Raw genomic sequence first — 21,626 nt, 5'->3', positions numbered from 1 at the left:
GTGCCATAATATCTGCTCCGATACACTTTGAATTTATTGAATTGCGACTGTATGTTTGGTATAATATTCACGGGTGCTGTTTGGCGGTTTATTGCCCTCTTTTAAGGGGGTGATGCCCATGAACGACAGTGTGATAGTGGTTTTACTATTGATTCTGCTCATAATCATGGAAACAAAAAATAACCGCTCCTAGTCCGGCCAGACCGAGCGGTTATTCCGTGTAAAAACGATTAACTACGAGGGCGACCGCTAGGCGGCACCTTCTTTCTACGCTCATTATAGCATTTGCCTGATATATCAGCAAGTGCTATTTTTATGCGGAGGTACAGAAATCTGTGATTTCGTAGTACCTCCCATGCAAGGAGCTCCCAAGAATGCTAATGAAATGCCGCATGATTGGCTGAGCTCTACTGCTGCGAAAATAGGCACCATCTTATTGGGGAAACATATTTTGTAACATGAATTTCTTGATTTCTTTAAGGCTATCTGACTTACGCTGATGAATGGTGATAAGGTTGTCGAGATTGGAGAAATACGCACCTATCTTCTTCTGTTCTTTAATATCAGGAAAAGGGATTTCTATTTCCATTACTTTGTTTTTTGAAATGTTATATCTTGAAATTCCTTGAGCTAAAAAGATTATTTTTGCCCGTACTTCATCTGACCTCAAAACATATGCCATAAAATACGGATTAATAATTGTTTTTGGCCTATACCCAAAACAGAAACTATTAAGATAAGTATTCTCCGTACTTTCAAGCCATACACTTGACATTCCAACTTCCTCTGGTGTTTCTGATGAAGTTGTAAAAAATACATCGCCATACTGAACTTCGTTTTGGGAATAATCAATTTCTACTGCCTCAACTTTATCTTTATCGGCCACAGGATTACTAAAAACGTTCATGTAGGTTACAAATCTAGCATCACCGTGCCCAAAATCTTCTTTTGTTTTTCCTGATAATCCAGTATATGTTTCACCTATAGAACCCAACTTCCGCTGTTCCCAATCTCCAGTAAATCCAGCAAAGCGGATTTCCGGCACCTTCTCCCCCTGCTTAGGGAACAACTTTTGCAGCATATACTTTTTGACTTGCTTTAGGCTGTCACACTTACGCTGATGAAGAGTGATAAGGTTGTCAAGGTTGCGAAAATATTTCCCGACCTTACATTGTTCATCCTTTGTAGGAACCATTATTTCTTTTGTTAATAAGTCATCTTTTGTTATTCCTTTTATCGCTGAACCTTGAACAATATGCAAGTCGTCTTGAAGACGCTTATATAAAGCATAACAAGTAAATTGATGGTCGGTTTTTAATTCTGCTAAGGAGGTAAAATCCTGACTTGTTGTATAAGCAAATGGTACAAAAACAAGTTTTCCAACACCCACATGGGTTACTACTGCTATAGAGTTTGCAGGAACTAACTTAGCGGCTGATTTATCTAATCCTGACTGTGTAATTTTCTTTGGGATTTCAAAATCAAACATTTCATTTTCCAGTACATTTGAGGATTGTATCCAAGGAATATCTCCGTCCCAGTATCCGTCTATACTGGTTTTAGGCGTACCTCCGCCGATAACACTGCCCACTATATCCCCCAACTTCCGTTTTTCCCAATCACAACTAAATCCTTTAAATCTTATATTAGGTGTATTCATCCTTACACCTCCCGTACCACAAATCTATATTTACCTTTACCAAGGCCACGCACACTTTCAACAAGACGCAAATCCACCATTTTCTTTATCAAGGTGCTGGCTGGCTTTTCGGTAAGACCCAAAACGCTAACTACATCACTTCGTCCAAAAATCTTTTCTATACCAAATGTTTTATGCAAACTAATTATATTATTCTTGGTTTTGGCAGTAACCTTATTTTCATTCAACAATGTCAAAAGGTCCTTTTCTTTCTCAATGTGTCGTTCAATGTGTCGTTTTGTTTCTGAATGTGTCGTTTTTTTCTGCCAATCAATATGCAAATAACGATTTTTCAGCTCATTATCCTCACCCAACAGCAAATTTCTAAGGAATTTTTCCAAAAAAACAGTAGTCTCATGTATATCATTTTGCAAATCATTGTAATTGGCCCGTACCAGAGCATTACGGAAGTACCATGAATTATCAGCAAACAAATCATTGGTTACATTAAAGCCCAAACTACGCAGATATTTTATGAGAAAGACTGCTGTTGTACGGGTATTGCCTTCACCAAATACATGGATTTGCCACAGCCGAGAAATAAAGCTGGCCAAATGACCAACTATCTCACTCATGGATAACCCCTTATAGCTGAACTCCTTCTCTGTCCGAAAATCATAGTCCAATGTAGCATTTAATTCCAAGGCACCGCCATAGGTTACAGAAGCACCATTTAGCACCCATTCTTTTTTCGTGATGTTATAATCACGGATTTTTCCAGCATGGGAATACACTCCAGTAAATAACCGCTGATGAATGGACAGATATTGGGCAGGGGAAAATACGAATGATTCTTCCCCAAGGATTTCCGTTATCCTTGTGGCTACCTTATCCCCTTCCTCTGTCTGCACCTGCTCTCCCTTGGCCCTATCCTGCTTGTAGTAGCTATCGATAAGCTGCTTGGCCTCAGCAATATCTATACGCCCTTCAATATTGTCCTGAGCCGTTTTCAATAAATACTCTGAGGTCTGTAGATTATCTACCTTCTGCAGTCCAATGGCCGTTTTCCAGGCATGAGCCTTTTGGGCTTTATCCGGCTCACCAGAGATGTAATATTGGGCAAAAGGATCAATCTTATCATTTTCCACCATCCTTACACCTCCAAGGCTTTAATGAGCTTGTTCATGGATTGCTCTATTTCCGGGGTGCTGAAGGTCAGGTCCTTCATCATCCCCAGCAATTCACTGCTGGTATTTTTTATATCAGCATCAATACTCTCCATATCAGCAGTTACAGCATCCAAATCTATTTCCGGCTCTGGTTCGCTGGTATCCACATATCTAGGAATATTAAGGTTATAGCCGTTCTCCTTGATTTCCTCGAAGGTGGCCAGATGGGCAAATTTATCAATGTCCTGCCGGTTCTTATAAGCCTCCACAATCTTATTGATATGCTCCGGGTCCATATAGTTCTGGGCCTTATCCTTGCGGAACTCTTTGGAAGCATCAATAAACAATACACTGCGGTCTATATTATCCTTCTTCAGGATAATGACACAGGTAGGAATGCCGGTACTGAAGAAAATCCCGGCTGGCAGGCCAATAACCGCATAAATACTGCCATTCTCCAGTAAATGTTTTCTGATGGTTCCTTCCGCTGCACCGCGGAACAAAACGCCGTGTGGCAGGATAATTCCCATGGTACCGTCATTCTTCAGATGATAGAAACCATGAAGCAGGAACGCAAAATCAGCCTTGGTCTTTGGCGCCAGCTTCTCATAACTCTGGAAACGAGGGTCAGTAAGGAACCCAGCCGCTGCACTCCAGTGCTGGGAATATGGCGGATTCATTACCGTTGCATCGTAGTTGGTAGGCTCCTCTGTTGGCCAGTCATCACCAAGGGAATCACCATTACGGAAATGCTGATGGGTAAATGGCACATTATGAAGAATCATGTTCATACGGGCCAAGTTATAGGTGGTATGGGATAACTCCTGCCCGAAGAATTGGATAGTATTCCGGCAATCCTCACTTATATAATTTCTGGCCTGCAGAAGCAGGGAACCAGAACCCATACAAGGGTCATACAGGGAAAAGCCCGGCTTATCCGCTTTGCCCATTGTCACTATTCTGGTAATCAGCTCAGACACGGCCTGTGGAGTATAGAACTCTCCAGCCTTCTTGCCGGACCCTGCGGCAAACTGTCCAATAAGATATTCATAGGCATCACCCAAGGCATCCGCACCATACTGGGTGAAATCTATATGGACCAGCTCCTTCATTACATCAGAAAGCATGGCATTACGCTTTGCTGGGGTTGTACCAAGGCTCTTGGAATCAATATCAAATTCCTCGAAAAGATCCTCATAAGGCTTCTGCCCACGAACTAGCTGGCCACCCTGCTCAATATCACGCATGGCCTGACGCAGCTGGTCGGTGGTAAAGGTCCGGTCGTTTATGGCCTTATACAGAGCCGTAAAGGTGTATTCAGGCTTGATGGCAAAGCCATAGCTTTCCTCCAGCTCAGCTGCCAAATCTTCCCATTCACCACCATTACGGGCTTCTTCATAAATCTGTTGCGCTTCATCCAGGGACTCCGGCCTACGGTCCTCCAATAAATCCACTACCGCATACAGCTGGCGGTCAGAAAGATACTTATAGAATACCAGTCCTAGCAAATAATCCTTGTATTCATCAGCACTCATAGTGCTTCGCATAACATTGGCCGCTCCCCAAAGAGCCTGATTTAATTCCTGCGATGCCATATAATACCCCCAAATATATTTCATATAATAGTGTTCTATTCACTTACATACAGTAGTATTTTATCACATAATGCTACAGAATAAAAAAAGGAACCATAAATAAACAACATATGTCCATTCATAGTTCCTATTTCAACTTAAATTTTTTAATTACTTTACCTAATACTGAATCTTACAACTGCATCAGCTGATTATACACCTGCTCCAATTCCATGATATCAAGGCCGCCGTCCAAGGCTTTGATATTAGTTTCCAAACGCTCCTGCAGGCGTTTCTTGAACCTTTGGCACACCTTGTCATAAAGGTGACAGAGGGATTCTGTTTCCTGACTAAGAAGCTTGGATTTTTCCCGGGCCAAATAATCATCGGCCAGCTGGGATAACAACCCTTCCATTTCCTCGGCCATTAGCTTGGCGGCCCCTTCCTCAAAGAAATCCTTGGGATTCTTGTAAATGGACAGCGGCTTGGCGAAGGTTTCCCGTGGCACTTCCATAAATGCCTGGGGGAAATTCAGCTGATTATCATAGCTGTATTCCTTTACAGACAGCGTAAATTCATTGCTGATTTGCGCCAGACGCTGATTAGTTTGCTCCTGAAATTTTAACAAGGCATTTCGGATATAGTTATCTGTCCTGAGGCTGGTGGCTCGCAGCTCCTGGGCTAAGTCAAAGCCAATGCTTTCCAGCAGTTGATCCAAAGCCTCCTTGAGCTGTTCATTGGTATTTCCACCGGACCTCAAAGTAGCCGGATTAAAGGATTCACGGAAGAAATCAAGAAACCTGAGGAATACTCTTTGCTTAACATAATAGATAAGCTCTGCGGCCTCCTGCGCCAGTCCATTAACCAGCTCCTTATTGCTCAAATCAGCCAGCACCCGGCCAATGTCTTGGCGGAAACGCTTTAATTCATCCACCCGCTTCTGCTTTTGCACACTGTCGCTCTTGCTGATCTTTATAAGGTCGTGGATACGCTCCACGGCCTTGTCAAATTCCTGACAGGCCGCCGAAAGGGCTATAGCGTTCAAATCATTTACAACAAAATTGTAAAACGCCTTTTCAAATTCCGTTGGAGTGGTGTTACCCGCCTCCCGTTCCTCCAGGACCTCCTGGCTGGACAGGGCAAAAATCTGTGGTTTGGCAACACCATATGAACGAAGCTGGCTGCGAACATAATTTAGAACATGGTCAGCCTCATCCTGGTCCTCCGCCAGGTCAATGGCATTGACCACAAAGAACATTTTATCCAGCTGAAACGAGTCCTTCACCCGCCCCATCTGAATAATGAATTCCCGGTCCGCCTTGCCAAAGGCATGGTTATAGTAGGTAACATAAAGCACCACATCCGATTGACGGATAAAGTTAAAGGACATATTGGTGTGACGGGCATTGATGGAATCCGCACCCGGAGTGTCCACCAAGGTTATCCCCTTGGCAGTAAGGGGACAATCATAATACACCTTTATCCAGTCCACAAAACAGGACTTATCCTCTTGGGCGGCATACTCACCAAAGCCCGCTAAATCACTGGCAAATGCTTCGCCCAGTATGTGTTCCACGGCTTTATAGCCAGATATAAAGGCCCGCAGGAAGGCTTTTTCCTTTTGATGGGTGTTGCCGCCCCTGTTTATGGCCTCCTTGGCTAAAACGAGCGCATCCTTCAAGCTGACCGGTGACATAGAAAACGGCTTAAAGGCCCGTAATAAATCCTCCAGCAGCATTTTTTCGGATTTCAGCTTTATAGCCACTGTACCATGGGGATGTCCCTCATCCACCGGCAAAATCATATTTATGGCCGCCGTGGTTGGATTAGGGGACACAGGCAGCAGTCTTTCTCCCAGCAAGGAATTGGCAAAGGATGACTTGCCCGCACTGAAAGCCCCAAACAGGGTTACCAAAAAGCCTTTATTGTTAAGGCGTTCTGCCCTGTCCTGCAGCTCCTGGGCCAGCTGTTCCACCCCCGGTATTTTCCCAATTACCTCAGCACTTTTATGAAGTCTCCGTGCCATTTCCTTTAATTTTTCTGTACCGGAAGCATTAAATACATCCAGATGATCCGCCGCTTCACTATTTAATTCATGATGGTTTGCGGACGGGTCTGTAGCCTTTGCACCAAGCGGCTTCTCCCTGTCCTCATCTTTGTTCATAGACGCCTTGGCTGCCATGGTGCCTTCGGGAGCTACTATTTCCTCATCCAAAACTTCAGCTCGGGAAATTTCCGCAATATCCTCCCTAGTTTCCAGCATATCTTCGCTGGAAAGTATATTGCCAAGTCCGGTTGCAATACGGGACATTTCCCCATCCAACCAATCTGTGGTAGTCCACGCCTTCTGATATTCCGCCAGCTCGCTTAAACGGGAATTGATAACCTCCATACGCTGACCTCGGTGATTATTCAAAAGCTCAGCAAATGCATTCTTTATATCACCGGCCTTATTGCGGGCCACATTTTTTATACCTTCAGCAAAATTCTGGGTATAATTCATCACATAGCTGCCGTCCTGGGTGAGCTTGGCCCCGGATCGCATAGCTTCCGTCAGCAATTCCTCCGGGGGCAAAATAACCAGTGACTGAATTTTTTCCTGTAGTTCTTGGTTGTTTATCTGATGCTTATGAACAAAATCCAGCAAAAATGTCTTTAAATGCCATTCAATCTGCGTCTGGGCCTTTTCCGAGGCATCAGTAAAAAACGCCTGCTTGCGCCGCTCCAGCTCAGCCATGGTTTTCTTTCCCCTGCCAAACAGGCCCACCTTGAAGGACGGCTGACAGGCTTCCAGATAATCCCTGGCCAAATCACGGGTAGAGGTTGGCATCAGATAAGCATTCTCCAATATTTTGGCAATTCCCGCCCTATAAGTATCCTCCCAATCCATATTAAGCATTTTCTGCTCATGGGAAAGGCTTTCATATTCATGACGCATGAGCTGAAGCTTATCTGCGGCGATCCCCTCCAGAATTGCCGCCGCTTCCTTTTTCCGGTTGTCATAGTCTATTTCAATGGCCCGGATGGATTCCGTAATAATTCTGGTAAGGGATGCACATATGGATTCTTCAAACCCATCTCCGCGATGGGCAATCTTATTCTCCAGCAGCGCCATCAGCTCTGCCAACTGATTGTGGGGTGCATCAGGATATTTAACAGAAATGAAATATAGCCCTTTGGCTTTCACGCCCCAGTTTTCAAACGCCTTGGCCACAGAATCTTTAAAGGTGGCAAAGGTCAATTCAGTTTCCCGATGTTTATCTATCTGGTTAATGACCAGATAAACCTCCTTGCCGGCCTCGGTCAAATCTTTGGTGAAAATAAAATTTAACTCCGACTGGACATGGTTATAATCCATTACATACAAAACGAAGTCCGCCAGATGTATGGCGTCCTCAGTGGCTTTCTTATGGGCATCATCGGCGGAATCTATACCTGGTGTATCCAGAATTTCCACCCCGGAAGGGATATTGATATTCTGATAGCTGAGCTCCATACAGGACACACTATCCCCATCCCGACAAAAACTCTTTACCAGATCATAATCATAGGGGGCCAGATATTTCCTGGTCATTCCTTTGTGAAAAAATACCCGGGCAAAGTCTTCTGTTCCCTTGTGAATTTTCACCAAATTGGCACTGGTAGGAATCGGGCTGGATGGCAGAATATTATCCCCTAAAAACGAATTTATCAGCAAGGACTTGCCTGCTGAAAAATGACCGGCAAAAGCGATATCATATGTACTGCTATACAGCTTTTGGGCCAAATTGCTTATCCGGTGCATATTTCTGGTATCATTCACTTTTTGGAAATAATCATAAGCGGCCGTCAGCTTGTTTTCTAATAAATCTCTGTTCATTGGTTCTCCCAGTCAGCTTGTGGTTATAGGGTCAATATCTATTATTACATTCATATCTTTCTGCAGACCATTGGCCTTTAGAAAGTCCTTCACCTTAGGCAAATCATCAGTTTTTATCAGCATGGAAAAACGGAAAATACCTTTGAAGGAATAAATCAGGGCCGGAGCCGGTCCCATTACCTGATAATGCTGATTGCTACCAAAATATTCTCTGAATTTTGCTTTAAAATTCTCCGCCTGCTGTCGGGCTGCCTCCGGCTGTTCATTTTGAAAAATAAGCTTTACGATCCGGCAAAAAGGCGGATAATACAGTGCTTGGCGCAGCTGAAGCTCCTCGTGATAAAAGGCTTCATAATCCTGCCGCAGTCCCCACTGTACTGCCGGAGCTTCCGGGGAATAGCTTTGAACAATAACCTTGCCGGGAATATCCCCCCGTCCGGCTCGGCCGGCAGTCTGGGTAATAAGCATAAACACCCGCTCTGCGGCCCGGAAATCCGGCATATTTAATGCCGAATCAGCACTGATAATCCCCACTGCGGTAACATTGGGTATATCATGGCCCTTGGCCACCATCTGGGTTCCCAGCAAAATGTCAAATTCCTTGTTCCGAAACCGTTGGATAATATCAGCATGGCTAAATTTTCCGGTGGTAGTATCCCGGTCCATCCGGATAACCCGGGCAGTTGGCACCAGCTGGCTAAGCTCCTGCTCCAGCTTCTCCGTTCCCGAACCAAAAAATTTAATATAGCGGCTTTCGCATTTTGGACAAACATCCGGTACTGGCACCGTTATGTCGCAGTGATGACACATCAATCGTTTATTTTTATGATAAACAAGTGGCATATTGCACTGCGGGCACTTTATGACTTCACCACAGGACCGGCACATTACGAAGGTGGAAAAGCCCCGCCGGTTCAGCATCAATATCATTTGCTCGCCCTTTTGGATGGTTTCTTCAATCAGCAGACGCAATGAATAACTGATAATATTGCGGCGACCCTTTTTCAGCTCCTGTCGCATATCCACACATTTCACCAAAGGCAACGGCCTATCACCAATCCGGCCTGGCAGCTTTAAAATGGTGCTCAGTCCCATTTGCGTCCGGTAATAGCTCTCCAGCGACGGAGTAGCACTGCCCAAAACCAGTGGCGCATGGTAAATTTCGGCCAGCTTATCGGCCACCACCCGGGCATGATACCGAGGTGATTCGTCCTGTTTATAGGAGTTATCCTGCTCCTCATCCATAATGATAAGGCCTATATTATCCGCAGGAGTAAACAAGGCGGAACGGGCGCCAATAATAATTCCCGCTTCCCCCCGGCGCACCCGCAGTATGGCATCAGTACGTTCACTGACCGACAGCCGGCTGTGAATAACAATTATATCTTCATCAAAATAGCTCTTAAATGCTTGAACTACTTGGCCTGTAAGGGCTATTTCCGGGACCAGTACCACCACCCGCCGATTGATACGACGGGCCGCCTTGGCAGCTTCAATATAAACCTGGGTTTTGCCACTGCCGGTAACACCGTAAAGTAAAAACTCCTGTTTTTCCTGTGCCTTAATCGCTTGAGCTATACTATGCACTGCCGATTTTTGCGCTGGGGTCAGTTCGATATCATCGTGGCCCCGTTTGTAGAGAACATAACTATTCCTGAATACCCGGCTTTTTGCCTTGCGGATTACCTCGGCCTCCGTCAGGGCCTTGATAATAGCCGGTGAAAAGCCTTCTTCCTTTAAATCAGTGGCGGTAAATGTCACAGCCCAATCATTTTCTCCAGCTTGGCGGTTTTTGATAAACTCCAGCAAGCGTTTTTGAGCCGGCTTGCGGCTAAACGACTGCAGCAATTCATCGGTGATTGGTTTATTGGCCACAAAAAAATACTCATAAATAGCCTTGGCCTTATTGTCAGCACTATAAATCCGCCGTATAACATTATAGCTGAGCATTTTTTCCAGTATTTCATCCAGACTGTTGGCCAGTTCTTCCAGACCATCCGCCACCAGCTGCTTATACAAAGCCTGTTTCTTTATCGGTCCGGCCGCATGAATAGCCGCATATACCTGATGGTATCGTTCCACCGACAACAGCATATGGTCAAACATCTCCGGATTGATATCGTATTCCAGCTGAATATGAGCCCCACTTTTTCCGGGAATAAACAGACGCATTATTTCCCCCACGGAGCAAAGATAAAAATCGGACATCCATTGAGACGCTTCAATAATTTCCCGGGTAAACCACGGTTCTTCATCCAAGGTGGTTTTTATAGCCTTGAGTTTGTAGTCTTCCTGAACATCATCCCCAACCTTTTTAACCGCCACAATAAACCCCTCGATATCCCGTCCACCGAAGGGTACAATGCACCGCCAGCCTACATCAAGAAAGTCCAGCTCGGCCGGGACGATATAACTGTACGCTTTTGAAATGCTCTTTATGGGAATGTTGATATAAACATCTGCCAGTATCAAAATATCAATCCTCACATAAAATAAAGGGCTGCTTTATTCACAGCCCCTCTCGTTCATCTTTGTTACTCAAATCTCATACTTTCAACCATCTTGTCGGCGGCCGCATGGAAATCCTTATCATCGCCCTTATAGGCTATGGTAACACACCAAAGTTCGTCTCCCTTGAAGAAGGAAATAAATCTCATTTTTAGCTTTATATCCTTGCTTGTACGGTCCAAAACAACCACCTTGGCCGGCACACCAGCCACCTGACTATCGGTCATCTGTCCACCTGATGCACTGAATTTATCCTTAAAATTATTCAGCATTCCTTTGGCAAAATAATCCAAATCAGGTTTAAACTCCGTTCCGGTAAAGGCTTTGTATTTGGCCCGATCATAATGAACGCTGTTGACCGTTACCTCAAAATCACTGTCGTGGTCTGCCGTGGAATTTATTGTAGTACCGTTGGGAAATTCCTTTGGTTCCATTGGCTTGCGAAAATCAAAGGGCAAACTGATAACAAGATTGCTGCCAGCCCCTTTCACTGTTACATCATGCAGGGCTATTTCCTTTGAGCCACAGCCGGATGTCAATATAGTACAGGCCACCAGTATCAGCAAAGCTCCCAAGGTAATTATCTTATGTGAACACGAATATTTCATAAATCGGCTCCATTTATCATCAAATAAGTAATCAAAAACTAATCCAAATCATACTGCAGCATGGAATGAACCTTGATACCGTCATTTGCCAGTTTGTTCCGGCCCCCCAACGAGGTCAGTTCGATAAAGAAAACAGCCCCAATTACATTGCCACCCGCTTTTTTGATAAGCTTGGCAGCCGCATCAGCCGTACCACCGGTAGCCAGCAAATCATCCACAATAAGGATTTTTTGCCCAGGCTGGATAGCATCCTTGTGCATTTCAATAGTATCATGACCATATTCCAACTCATAGTCAACACTGATAACATCAGCCGGCAGCTTGCCCGGCTTGCGGATTGGTACAAAGCCCACATTCATGGCAGCTGACAGGGCAGCACCATAAATAAAGCCTCTGGACTCCAGCCCTACTACAATATCGATATTTTCTTCCTTTACGATGTCCTTCATATAATCCAGGGTAATCCCGAAGGCCTTGGCATCCTTTAAAGTAGTGGTAATATCCACAAACTGAATGCCCTCCTTGGGAAAATTCGGCACCAGACGGATATGGTCCTTTACATAATTTATATCCTGGGTTGAAATGCTCATTTGTTTTGCTCCTTAGCGGTTATCATAAAATTAAGACCTATTCATGGAGGATTTAACTCCATCTGAATGTAGTCGATGTTACCCATTGCTTGACGATTGCCTAACTCCCACCTTAGTGGAGTGAACTTTAGTCCCCATTAACATCGGATAAACCGGATAACCCGAAAATATTGGAATAAATGTATCCCATACCGTTAAATTATATCATAATTTTCCATGTTCAGCCAGAATGTTCTTCACCTTGTCCAAGAGGAACAGGGCAATCTTTTGGGAACCTTCCTTGGATGGATGAGTACCATCTCCAACATAATCCTCATCATCCATCAACGGCTTGTCTTTATTTAGTGGAATGTAGTACAGGGCCTTATCCCCCTGCCGTTGCAGCTCCTTCACAGCAGCCGCTGTCCATCGACCTGCCCGTGGACCAATCATGGTTGGTAGCGCTTCCACACAAATAATTGGTGTCTGTGGGTTGTATTTTCTTACTACCTGCACCAACCGCTTGTAACCATCAATAAAATCCTGTTCCTCCGGCTTACGGTTCGGATCGGTAAAATCATTGGTGCCAATGGAAATAATTACCGCATCAGATGGATGATTGGCAAAATCCCAAACCGGATGCTCAACTTCGCCATTAAAGGAATAGCAGGTCCATGGATAACGGTCTGCTGTATGCACTTCATGGCTTGGCCAGGTTTCACCATAATTGTGAACAACCCCTTCACCCGATTTGCCCAGTACACTGTAATCAGCTCCCAGCATTCGGGCCAGCTGCGGGCCAAAGGACATATCATTGTCCTCCATATCATAATAAGTACCGGAATAGATATACTTCTCATTAAAACCACCGGCTAAAATGGAATCCCCCACGAACTCCAGCTGCAGGCGTTCCGGTTCAACCAATTCCAGTAAATCGTCTTCTTTATCAAAAACGAATCCTTTGAAAATACTGAGTCCTGCCTCACCTTCAGTGGACCGCACCAGGGTGATTTTATGTTCCCCTGATCCCAAGTCAGTAGCCAAAACAGTCACATCATCTGTAAATTTAATCCGATCAAACTGGGTACCATCAATGCTGTACCGCCACCAGCAGTTCTTATCATCCATTTTTACCCCGATTTTCGGGCCCTTAAACTTTGCCCGAATGTAGGCCGCCCCCTGTCCACAAGTGGCCTGGTTCATCTCCACGGCCCAGCGTCCATGCAAAGCTATCTTATCATTGATAAAGGTGTTGGCCGGCACATTGATACCGCCAATAAATGGGATATGCCAAGGGAAATTCACTGTCAATTTATCCAAACCAGGATATTCTGAAAGGTTATTTCTGGCAAAATCCTGCAACCCCTTTTGGGTAAACTCTATGGCAGTAGGTTCATATTCTGCCAAATCAAAATAGTACTTACTGGATGGGAAGGTTTGGGCCAGCTTCTCCCGTATATTGGCCTGATACCCCCAATCATCCAAATATCGCTTTACCAGCATCTGATTGCACTGATTTTGATTTAACCCCAGAGAAAGAAGTCCCTGCCCCAAGGCAAAGCCCGTGCTGTTGGTTGCTGTATTCCAACCGGAATAGGAACGCAATTTGAATAATAAATGATTTTTATGAAGCATATGCATCAAGGCATTATCACTGCCATTGGCAAAGGCCACATCTGCCAGTGACACCTTGCGGTTTCCCGCCAAATTTTCCTTGACAATCCGCAAAAATTCCCAGGTACCCAGCCGTGGATTACCATCATTGTACATTGGATCGGCATCCCCTGGGTCAGGTCGGCCATCCTGCGTCCGGCCATTTGGATCAGTATTTACCAGCAATACCAAATCAGCCGCATCAGGTGAAGCTTCTTCCTTGGCTCCAGCCATAGCCAGTTCTGCCATAATGGAATCATGAATTCTTACATCCGAAAATGCTGGTACCGTCTCACCGCCCATACCTACATTGTATTGGACATTAACCTTATATTGCTTGTTTTCCAACTTATTAACGGCTCTGGTCAACAGCAGCATGCTGTATTCATCAATGCCGGTCGACAACATAAACTGGTCCTGCTTTAGCTTCCTGGCATATTTGGTCAGCTGACGGGCTTCCTGATGAGTGGCACAATATGGGGCATTATCATCCTTACCAACCACCATATAATCAATGGCACCCTCGGAAACATAATCCATTAACCGCTTGGTAACAGTGATATTTCTTTTGCGCCGGTCAAAATAATCATTCCAAATCTTCTGAGGAATGGAATTTCGATAGCCACCTAATGCCTTGGCCTCTTCCCTGGACAGCTTCCGGATTTCGCTCTTATCCACCAGGGCGGATGCCTTAAAAATATTCTCGCCATGTACCTGATAATAGTCGGGTTCTTCAACACCGGCTGCCGCACCATCTTTTGGTGTGCGCATCAACGAGGAAAATGTATAAAGCTTCATTTTCGGATTAGTTTTCTTGATGCTTTTAATTCGTTCAGTCCGTTGGCGCAGCTCCTTGTCGGTATAATCATGTTTACGGGAAGCCACCAACCCACCATAAATCAGGGTATCAGTGGATATTACCGCCGCATCTGCTTCTTTGGAATTGTTATTTACCCAATCCCACAGAGCGTCAATGTCTCCCTTGGTATGCAGTCCTCCCAGCATTTCCTTAGGTGGCATTATAACATTGTACCCCAACAGCTCCGGGGCCTCAGCCGACTGTTCACAGGAGGTCGGGCGATTATCATGGGGCACAAATAAAATAGTCCCCTTGGCCTTGGCATACCCCAACGAACAAAAAGACATCAAAAACAAATTTACAGTTAACATCGTAATAAAAAATAACTTTATCATAGAAAAACCTCGTTATGATATAATATCCATAAATAAAAAATAAAGGAGCGATATAAATGAATGCATTAGTATTATTGGCCAATGGCTTTGAAGAAGTAGAAGGCCTCACTCAGGTGGATTTTCTGCGGCGGGGCGGCTTAAATGTAACAGCAGCCTCAATCCACGACACAAAAATCATTACCGGCGCTCACAACATTATTGTTGAAGCCGATGCCTTGTTGTCTGAGGTCAATGCTGATGACTTTGACATTGTCATATTGCCAGGGGGCGGCGTTGGGACTCAAAATCTGGGTAAAAGTCAGGCTGTTGTATCCCTGTTGAAAAAATACGCCACTGAAGGCAAATGGCTGGCCGCCATCTGCGCTGCTCCATCCGTTTTTGGTGATAATGGACTGGTTCAAGGCAAAAAATGCACCTGCTACCCGGGCTTTGAAAGCCATCTCACCGGTGGAAATGTCACCACCGATAAGGTAGCCGTTGACGGTAAGATAATTACTTCCCGTGGTCCGGCCACAGCCATTCCGTTTGCACTAAAGATTATTGAATTGCTGGTAAGCCGTGAAAAAGCCATAGAAGTTGGTGAAGACACCCTCTATCTCTAAAATTACCTTTCACCGCGTTTATCCTTATACATGGATTGGTCTGCTTTCCGCACTGCCTCAGCCAAGTTTTCCGGCTGCAGGGTGGTAATACAGTACCCGATTGCCACAGAAATCTCGTATGGTTTTCCACTTTCAGCATTGAAGGTCGTTATCTCAGAATTTAATCTTCTGACATAGGCTTCCATTACCTTAATGTCATCGGTATTTATCAACATAATAAATTCGTCGCCACCATAACGGATAACTGTACCGGAGAATCGTGCCACTTTACGCATTATCTGTGAAATATTTTTCAGCACCTCATCACCGGCCTTGTGTCCAAACCGGTCATTTACTTCCTTAAATTTGTTAAGGTCCAGGAACATAAGGCCAAAGGGGTGCTTTGTCTTTATCAGTGTGTGTATATTATCAAAAAATCGTCGATTATAAACGCCGGTGAGATTATCCCGAAAAATCATTTCATTTTGCAAGCTGAGAATGACCCCGGTGATGGATATCGCTGCAGCAGGCCAAATTATCAAAATACCATAATTTAGCATCTGCACCACAATACCGCCAATAATGGGCAACACAAAACTGGTAAGCGGGAAAAACTTCAAACCGCCACCTCGGTAAATAATGTATTCATAAACGAAGAACAAGTACAGCAGTAAAAATACCGCTATACTGAACAAAATGTCGTTATATGGCCCACGGACATATTGATTGAATTCGTTTATATAAAAGAAAACCGGATTGAAAAAATTATATATCAATATCCCGCAGGTTAATAACAACGCCCCATTCATAACCTTCAGATGTATGGAAGCAATTTCTCCCATCAAATACTGCATGATAAACACCATCCAGCTGCAGCACAGGAGCATAGCAATGCCGTACATCGCCGCATTAAACACAAACAGGAAATACCAGTTGAGAGCCCCCGGTTTACCATCCAAATAATAAATCGTGCAGTCCAAAATACAGGCAATCAATACTGACATGGTTAAAACAAATAATATTTTATTTTCCCGCCGCTTAACATTGAATCGCCATCTATTATTTTGGATCACTACCAGCAGCAGCATTACACCAATTAAAGTTGATATGTATGCTTCCTGCAAATCCAATACATTATTCAAATTCATCACCCTTCGGAATGAATACTTTCATAGAAGTAAACTTTCACTTACTTATTTTAACACAAGGAAGCCAAAAGTAAAATTTTTCTGACTATGTAAGCAGGATTTTTCTTAAAAAGTTTGAATTTACTCTAAGAAAAAAGTTAAAATAATAGTGTGTATTTTACAATTAGGAGGTTTGTATGAGCAAATCAAAGGTTTATTTCACTGATTTTCGTGTTCCGGTTGGAACCAGTATTCTTACCAAATTACAAAAGCTTTTATTGAAGGCTGGTATTCAGGACATTGACATGGAAAAAAAGTTTGTGGCCATAAAAATGCATTTCGGCGAGCTGGGTAATTTGGCCTTTATCCGCCCCAACTATGCCAAGGCAGTGGCTGATTTGGTAAAAAAACAGGGTGGTATTCCATTCCTTACCGACTGCAACACTCTGTATCCGGGCAGCCGCAAGCACGCCTTGGAGCATATGGACTGTGCTAATATGAACGGCTTCAACACCATCACCACCGGCTGTCAAATTATTATCGGTGACGGTTTAAAGGGAACCGATGACATTGAGGTGCCGGTTAAAAACGGTGAATATTGCCAAACAGCCAAAATTGGCCGAGCCATTATGGATGCAGACATTTTCATTAGTCTGGCTCATTTTAAAGGGCACGAAATGACCGGTTTTGGCGGTGCAATAAAAAACATCGGTATGGGCTGTGGCAGCCGGGCCGGTAAAATGGAACAGCACTCCTCCGGTAAGGTGGCTGTAAATCCGGAAAAATGCCGGGGCTGTCAGATTTGTTCCAAGCATTGCGGCTCAGATGCCATTTCCTATGTAAATAAAAAAGCAGTGGTTAACAAGGACATCTGTAAAGGCTGTGGCCGATGCATCGGTGCTTGTCCATTCGACGCTATTCATAACGACCAGTGGGATGCCGGTGACCTTTTGGATAAAAAAATGGCCGAGTATGCCCAGGCGGTTGTTCAAGACCGCCCATCCTTCCACATCAATATGATAATGGATGTATCACCAAACTGTGACTGTCATGGTGAAAATGACGCCCCTATTCTGCCAAATCTGGGTATTGCTGCTTCCTTTGACCCGGTTGCTTTGGATCAGGCCTGCGTAGACATTTGCCAAAAGGCCGAACCAATCCGCAATTCCCAATTGGGTGACCAATTGGCTGAACATCCTGAGCTCCATGATCACCACGATCATTGGAAAACCAATAATCCAAATGCTCATTGGAAGGAAACTCTGGAGCACGGGGAAAAAATTGGTATGGGTAGCCGGGAATATGAATTGATTGTAATGAAATAATTTAACCAAAAAACGGGACTGCTTTGGCAGCCCCGTTTTTTTATTGTAATTGAAACTTTTAGTAATAAATCTGATGGTCCTGTTTGGACATCTCTCTTACTTTTATAAACGCTATAATATACAATACGATGATGAAAATAAGGAAAATGCCCATCATTGTCTCATCATCGGTCAAAATGCAGAAATCATAAAAGCCATGCAGCAGGGTGGGCATTATCAGCGCAATGCGCAAATTTTCGTCCTTTTGCTGACGCTGCATACGATGCAGCTGTTCCTTGGCATAACCATAGTATATTCCCATAAATATACCAAAGACACCATGTCCCGGTATGGATGTCACTGCCCGGGAAAAAGCGATGGTAAATCCTCCATCCAATACATAAAAGATATTTTCCAAAATAGCAAAGCCCATGCTGACACAAACAGCATACACTATAGCATCAAAATGATGGGTAAAGGCCGGATGAGTCCAAGTGAACTTTTTTAATACATACAGCTTGGCGAATTCCTCAATCAAAGCAACACCTAAAAAAGCTTCGACAAAAGCATATTCCACCGTCCCCGGATACAGGAACTCCTCCAGAATCATCTTTTCCGCCAACAACTCAAAAATCACCACAGGGATACAGCTCAATGCACCCAAGCCCAGCAGTTTAACCAGCAGGTCAGTCGGTTCCTTTTCTTTTTTATCCAATTGATAAATATAATATACAAAAGCCAATCCTGGCAGCACCGTCACCGCCATAAGAATATCATCCATTGCGCTTCCTCTTTTCACAGGTTATGAGCTAATTATACCCCATATATAATTTGATTTTCAAATTTCGATATACAAATTTAACTTATTTACCAATTCTACTCAGGTATCAGTTGTGCGTTAAATTTGTCAAAAAAAAAGTACAAACCAACATTTCATATCGGTTTGTACCCAATTTTATTTATCCTTAAAGTATTTATTCCAAACATACTTCACATGTGACTTGATGTATTCTATCCCTTCTTTTTCAAAATCAGGATCACAATAACAACGGTCAACAGTGGAAATAAGCGGAGCAACGAACACTCTGGCTATATGATCAATGTTAGGCGGAACCTCAATCCCCTTTGCCTTCATCAAGCTGGAAAGAAAATTTTTCGCAGTTGCTTCACTTTCCACATAAGTGTTATTGATATGCATAAGTCTGAGCTCTTCATTGCGGAACTGTTCAATCATACACAGCTTACGGACAGATTTTACCACTTCATCATGCAGCACATTGTCAACATGCTCCATTGTAGCTTCGCAGAATTTCTCAAAATCAAAGTCCCGGAGCTCCTCAGTCGTAAAAGTATCAAAATGAAAAATATGCTCCTGATAATTTTTATCAGACTGAGCGATGATATCATCGAGAATTTCCTGCTTGCCTTTAAAATGCTTGTACAATGATGGTGGAGTAACCTTAACGGCAGCGGCTATCATTTCCACACCTACAGCATGATAACCTAATGATGAAAACAATCTCAATGATTCCTTTAAAATTCGTTCCTTAGTATTTGTGCGTCTAATAATGACCACTTCCCCTCATCTAAGACATTGCATAAATTATTATATCAATTATAAAAATTCTATGCAATATAATTATATATATTTCTTGAACTATAACAAAATTGTATCATTTAATAAATATTTTGAATACAAAATACATGGTTAAACCTTCAATTCACAAATATGCTTCAACAACCCCTGACATGCCCTTAACACATCATCAAAAGTGGCATCAAAGTTGCCGGTGTACCAAGGATCAGCAATGCTACGATGTTCCCCGGCAAAATCCATCAGCATAAATACCTTGTTTGCAGGATCAGTGCCGATAATCTTGCTGATATAACGCATATTCTCATCGTCCATACCCAGAATATAGTCATACTTATTGTAGTCTTCTCTGGTCATTAGAGTGGCCTGCCGTTTGGTGTACGGTATTCCTTCCTTGTCCAGCTTTTCCTTGGTCCCCCAATGAGTATCTGCCCCCAGTTCATCTCTATGTGTAGCTCTGGATTGAATATAAAATTCTTTCTCTAACCCGGCTTTTTTCACCACATCCTTCATAACAAACTCAGCCCAACCCCCTTTAAAACCTTGATTTTACAAGCTTCGTAAAAATTTCACTACCCCATAATTCTATCACAAAAAGCTATATTTTGGCATAAAATAGGCATAGTTTTCCCTTCAAAAGTGGTAAAAAAGTGGTAAAACTCAAACTCGTTTCCACTGACCCTTTTTCAGTAATACCAAGGCTTTGGTGTTTTCACCCCTTTTCAAAAACTCCAATTAAAAGTGGTAAAACTAGCTAAATACTTTTCACCATTATTTTTTATAAATTGTCGCTTATACGCATAAAAATGCCGGGTTTAAATCCCGGCTAGTATGATTTTGAAATCGGCCTTAAAACGCATCTGAGAGCGTCACAATTTTATCCTTCACTTACATAGCTGCGCTCTGTGTCCGGTATTTTATCCCACTGTATGGCATTAACTTCCATCGGAAATCCATTCGCACATTCCCGATGTCAAAGATTACATTTCGTATCATATAATTCTCCTCATATCCAAGCATTGTATCAGAGGGCGTGTCCTCCGGAGACTTTTATGACTTGCCCTGTAATCATTCTTGCCTGCTTGCTTGCCAAAAACAAAATCGTTTCGGCAATATCTTCCGGCTTCATCAATACTCCCATTGGAATCAGCGGGAGTACTGTTTTTTCCAAAACATCATCGATCCATCCTGTTTGCGTTGGACCAGGAGCAACACAATTCACAGTGATTCCATACTTGCCCACTTCAAGGGCAATACTGCGGGTTAGCGCTTCCATCGATGCTTTACTCGCTCCATACGTAATCTGGCCTGCAAAAATCTGTGACGCATCCGTGGAAATATTAATGATTCTGCCGTAGTCGCTTCGATGCTTGATGAATTCCCTTATCATCAAGATGCTTCCGCGAACATTGACTGCAAATGTATTGTCAATCACATTTGCGGTTATTTTTTCGATGGTGTCAAAACCGTTTTCATCATCGACTGCCGCATTATTGACTAGAATATCGATTCTTCCGTATTGATCCATAACTGCCGAATAGATTTCTTTTACTGTATCCTCATTGGAAATGTCGTTTTCCAGAACCATATAATCGGCGTTCATTTCCTTGAGCCTGTTTTCTACGATATCCGCGTTCCCCGCATTTGCCGCGTAATATTTGTCTGTCCCATTTCTATCGGTCTTGCTTTTATCAAACGGCCTAAGCACCTTCTTGTACACCAAAGCCACCTTCGCCCCTTCACGGGCAAAAGCAAGCGCTGTCGTTGCTCCGATTCCCTGCGGGTTGTTCGCTCCTGTGACCAACGCCACTCTATTCTTTAATCCGTAATCAACCATCGATATTTCCTCCATACAATAATGAAATCCGAATCAGACAAATTCCCTTCGATGTATCGAACGTCCTCGATGGGAATCCTTGTCCTGTCGGTCTCCTTTGTTTAAAACACCCGTTGCAATCGCTATTTTCCCACAATGACAATGAAACCATTGATGTTTATTTCAACAGAATAATGCTAATTTCCTGCAAACTAAAATAGGCACCTTACTGGCAAGGTGCCTATTTAGTGGTATTTACTTATTTGATTTGAAATCGGCCTTAAAACGCATCTGAGAGCGTCAATTATAAGCCATTCATTTCAAGCGGTCTGGCATAAATCCCCTCATCGCCATACATGGCCTGATACACCACAAGCTGTTCATCAGTTTCGGTGTGCTGGGCAATGGCAACAATCTTATATAGTTTATTC

The 21,626-nt window shown here is 43.5% G+C and carries 16 protein-coding genes; 2 read left to right on the top strand and 14 right to left on the bottom strand.

Features of this window, described 5'->3' with window-relative positions; translation table 11 throughout:
- Positions 1 to 433: 433 nt before the first annotated feature.
- The 8 genes from QZV24_RS02855 to QZV24_RS02820 all read right to left on the bottom strand — a co-directional run bounded on the left by QZV24_RS02855 (position 434) and on the right by QZV24_RS02820 (position 14,773).
- Positions 434 to 1,660 (bottom strand): restriction endonuclease subunit S, encoded by a 1,227-nt coding sequence (locus tag QZV24_RS02855; RefSeq protein ID WP_294519876.1) that lies wholly within the window; start codon positions 1,658 to 1,660, stop codon positions 434 to 436.
- A gap of 2 nt (positions 1,661 to 1,662) precedes the next feature.
- The gene (locus tag QZV24_RS02850) at positions 1,663 to 2,790 is read right to left on the bottom strand and encodes a Fic family protein (protein ID WP_294519873.1); all 1,128 of its coding nucleotides are present in this window, start codon (positions 2,788 to 2,790) and stop codon (positions 1,663 to 1,665) included.
- Positions 2,791 to 2,792: 2 nt separating this feature from the next.
- Positions 2,793 to 4,403: a type I restriction-modification system subunit M gene (locus tag QZV24_RS02845; protein WP_294519871.1), complete on the bottom strand. Its 1,611-nt coding sequence runs from the start codon at positions 4,401 to 4,403 to the stop codon at positions 2,793 to 2,795.
- Positions 4,404 to 4,575: 172 nt separating this feature from the next.
- Positions 4,576 to 8,241, bottom strand: a complete 3,666-nt coding sequence (locus QZV24_RS02840) for a dynamin family protein (protein ID WP_294519868.1) — start codon at positions 8,239 to 8,241, stop codon at positions 4,576 to 4,578.
- 12 nt (positions 8,242 to 8,253) lie between these two features.
- Positions 8,254 to 10,713: a primosomal protein N' gene (gene priA / locus QZV24_RS02835; protein ID WP_294519865.1), complete on the bottom strand. Its 2,460-nt coding sequence runs from the start codon at positions 10,711 to 10,713 to the stop codon at positions 8,254 to 8,256.
- Between the two features lie 62 nt (positions 10,714 to 10,775).
- Complete coding sequence (locus tag QZV24_RS02830; protein WP_294519862.1) at positions 10,776 to 11,357, bottom strand: hypothetical protein; 582 nt, start codon at positions 11,355 to 11,357, stop codon at positions 10,776 to 10,778.
- Positions 11,358 to 11,395: 38 nt separating this feature from the next.
- Positions 11,396 to 11,947 carry an adenine phosphoribosyltransferase gene (locus QZV24_RS02825; RefSeq protein ID WP_294519860.1) on the bottom strand — a complete coding sequence of 184 codons (552 nt, stop codon included), beginning with the start codon at positions 11,945 to 11,947 and terminating at the stop codon, positions 11,396 to 11,398.
- A gap of 204 nt (positions 11,948 to 12,151) precedes the next feature.
- On the bottom strand, positions 12,152 to 14,773 hold the full coding sequence (locus QZV24_RS02820; RefSeq protein WP_294519857.1) for a DUF4127 family protein: 2,622 nt from the start codon (positions 14,771 to 14,773) through the stop codon (positions 12,152 to 12,154).
- 56 nt (positions 14,774 to 14,829) lie between these two features.
- On the opposite strand from QZV24_RS02820, the gene QZV24_RS02815 reads away from it, so the two are divergent.
- Positions 14,830 to 15,375: a DJ-1 family glyoxalase III gene (locus tag QZV24_RS02815; protein WP_294519855.1), complete on the top strand. Its 546-nt coding sequence runs from the start codon at positions 14,830 to 14,832 to the stop codon at positions 15,373 to 15,375.
- 2 nt (positions 15,376 to 15,377) lie between these two features.
- Here QZV24_RS02815 and QZV24_RS02810 read toward each other — a convergent pair whose 3' ends face one another.
- Positions 15,378 to 16,496, bottom strand: coding sequence for a GGDEF domain-containing protein (locus tag QZV24_RS02810; RefSeq protein ID WP_294519852.1), 1,119 nt, complete (start codon positions 16,494 to 16,496; stop codon positions 15,378 to 15,380).
- A 182-nt stretch (positions 16,497 to 16,678) separates the two neighbouring features.
- Here QZV24_RS02810 and QZV24_RS02805 point away from each other — a divergent pair, with 182 nt between their 5' ends.
- Positions 16,679 to 17,806: a DUF362 domain-containing protein gene (locus tag QZV24_RS02805; protein ID WP_294519849.1), complete on the top strand. Its 1,128-nt coding sequence runs from the start codon at positions 16,679 to 16,681 to the stop codon at positions 17,804 to 17,806.
- 58 nt (positions 17,807 to 17,864) lie between these two features.
- Here the strand turns inward: QZV24_RS02805 and QZV24_RS02800 are convergent, their stop codons facing one another.
- From QZV24_RS02800 to QZV24_RS02780, 5 genes are all read right to left on the bottom strand, one after another.
- Complete coding sequence (locus QZV24_RS02800; RefSeq protein WP_294519846.1) at positions 17,865 to 18,566, bottom strand: PrsW family intramembrane metalloprotease; 702 nt, start codon at positions 18,564 to 18,566, stop codon at positions 17,865 to 17,867.
- 174 nt (positions 18,567 to 18,740) lie between these two features.
- Entirely contained in the window at positions 18,741 to 19,361 is a 621-nt protein-coding gene (locus tag QZV24_RS02795) for a TetR/AcrR family transcriptional regulator (protein WP_294519843.1), read from the bottom strand.
- A 132-nt stretch (positions 19,362 to 19,493) separates the two neighbouring features.
- Complete coding sequence (locus QZV24_RS02790; protein WP_294519840.1) at positions 19,494 to 19,892, bottom strand: low molecular weight phosphotyrosine protein phosphatase; 399 nt, start codon at positions 19,890 to 19,892, stop codon at positions 19,494 to 19,496.
- Between the two features lie 511 nt (positions 19,893 to 20,403).
- A complete protein-coding gene (locus QZV24_RS02785) occupies positions 20,404 to 21,216 on the bottom strand; it encodes an SDR family NAD(P)-dependent oxidoreductase (RefSeq protein ID WP_294519837.1) in 813 nt (270 codons plus the stop codon).
- A 283-nt stretch (positions 21,217 to 21,499) separates the two neighbouring features.
- Positions 21,500 to 21,626 (bottom strand): DUF1653 domain-containing protein (locus QZV24_RS02780; protein WP_363137805.1); only part of this gene is annotated, 127 nt, incomplete at its 5' end.

Origin of the sequence: uncultured Anaerovibrio sp. (genome assembly GCA_902786545.1) — a bacterium.
Classification (GTDB): Bacteria; Bacillota; Negativicutes; order Selenomonadales; family Selenomonadaceae; genus Anaerovibrio.
This window is presented reverse-complemented; position numbering and strand designations above follow the sequence as displayed.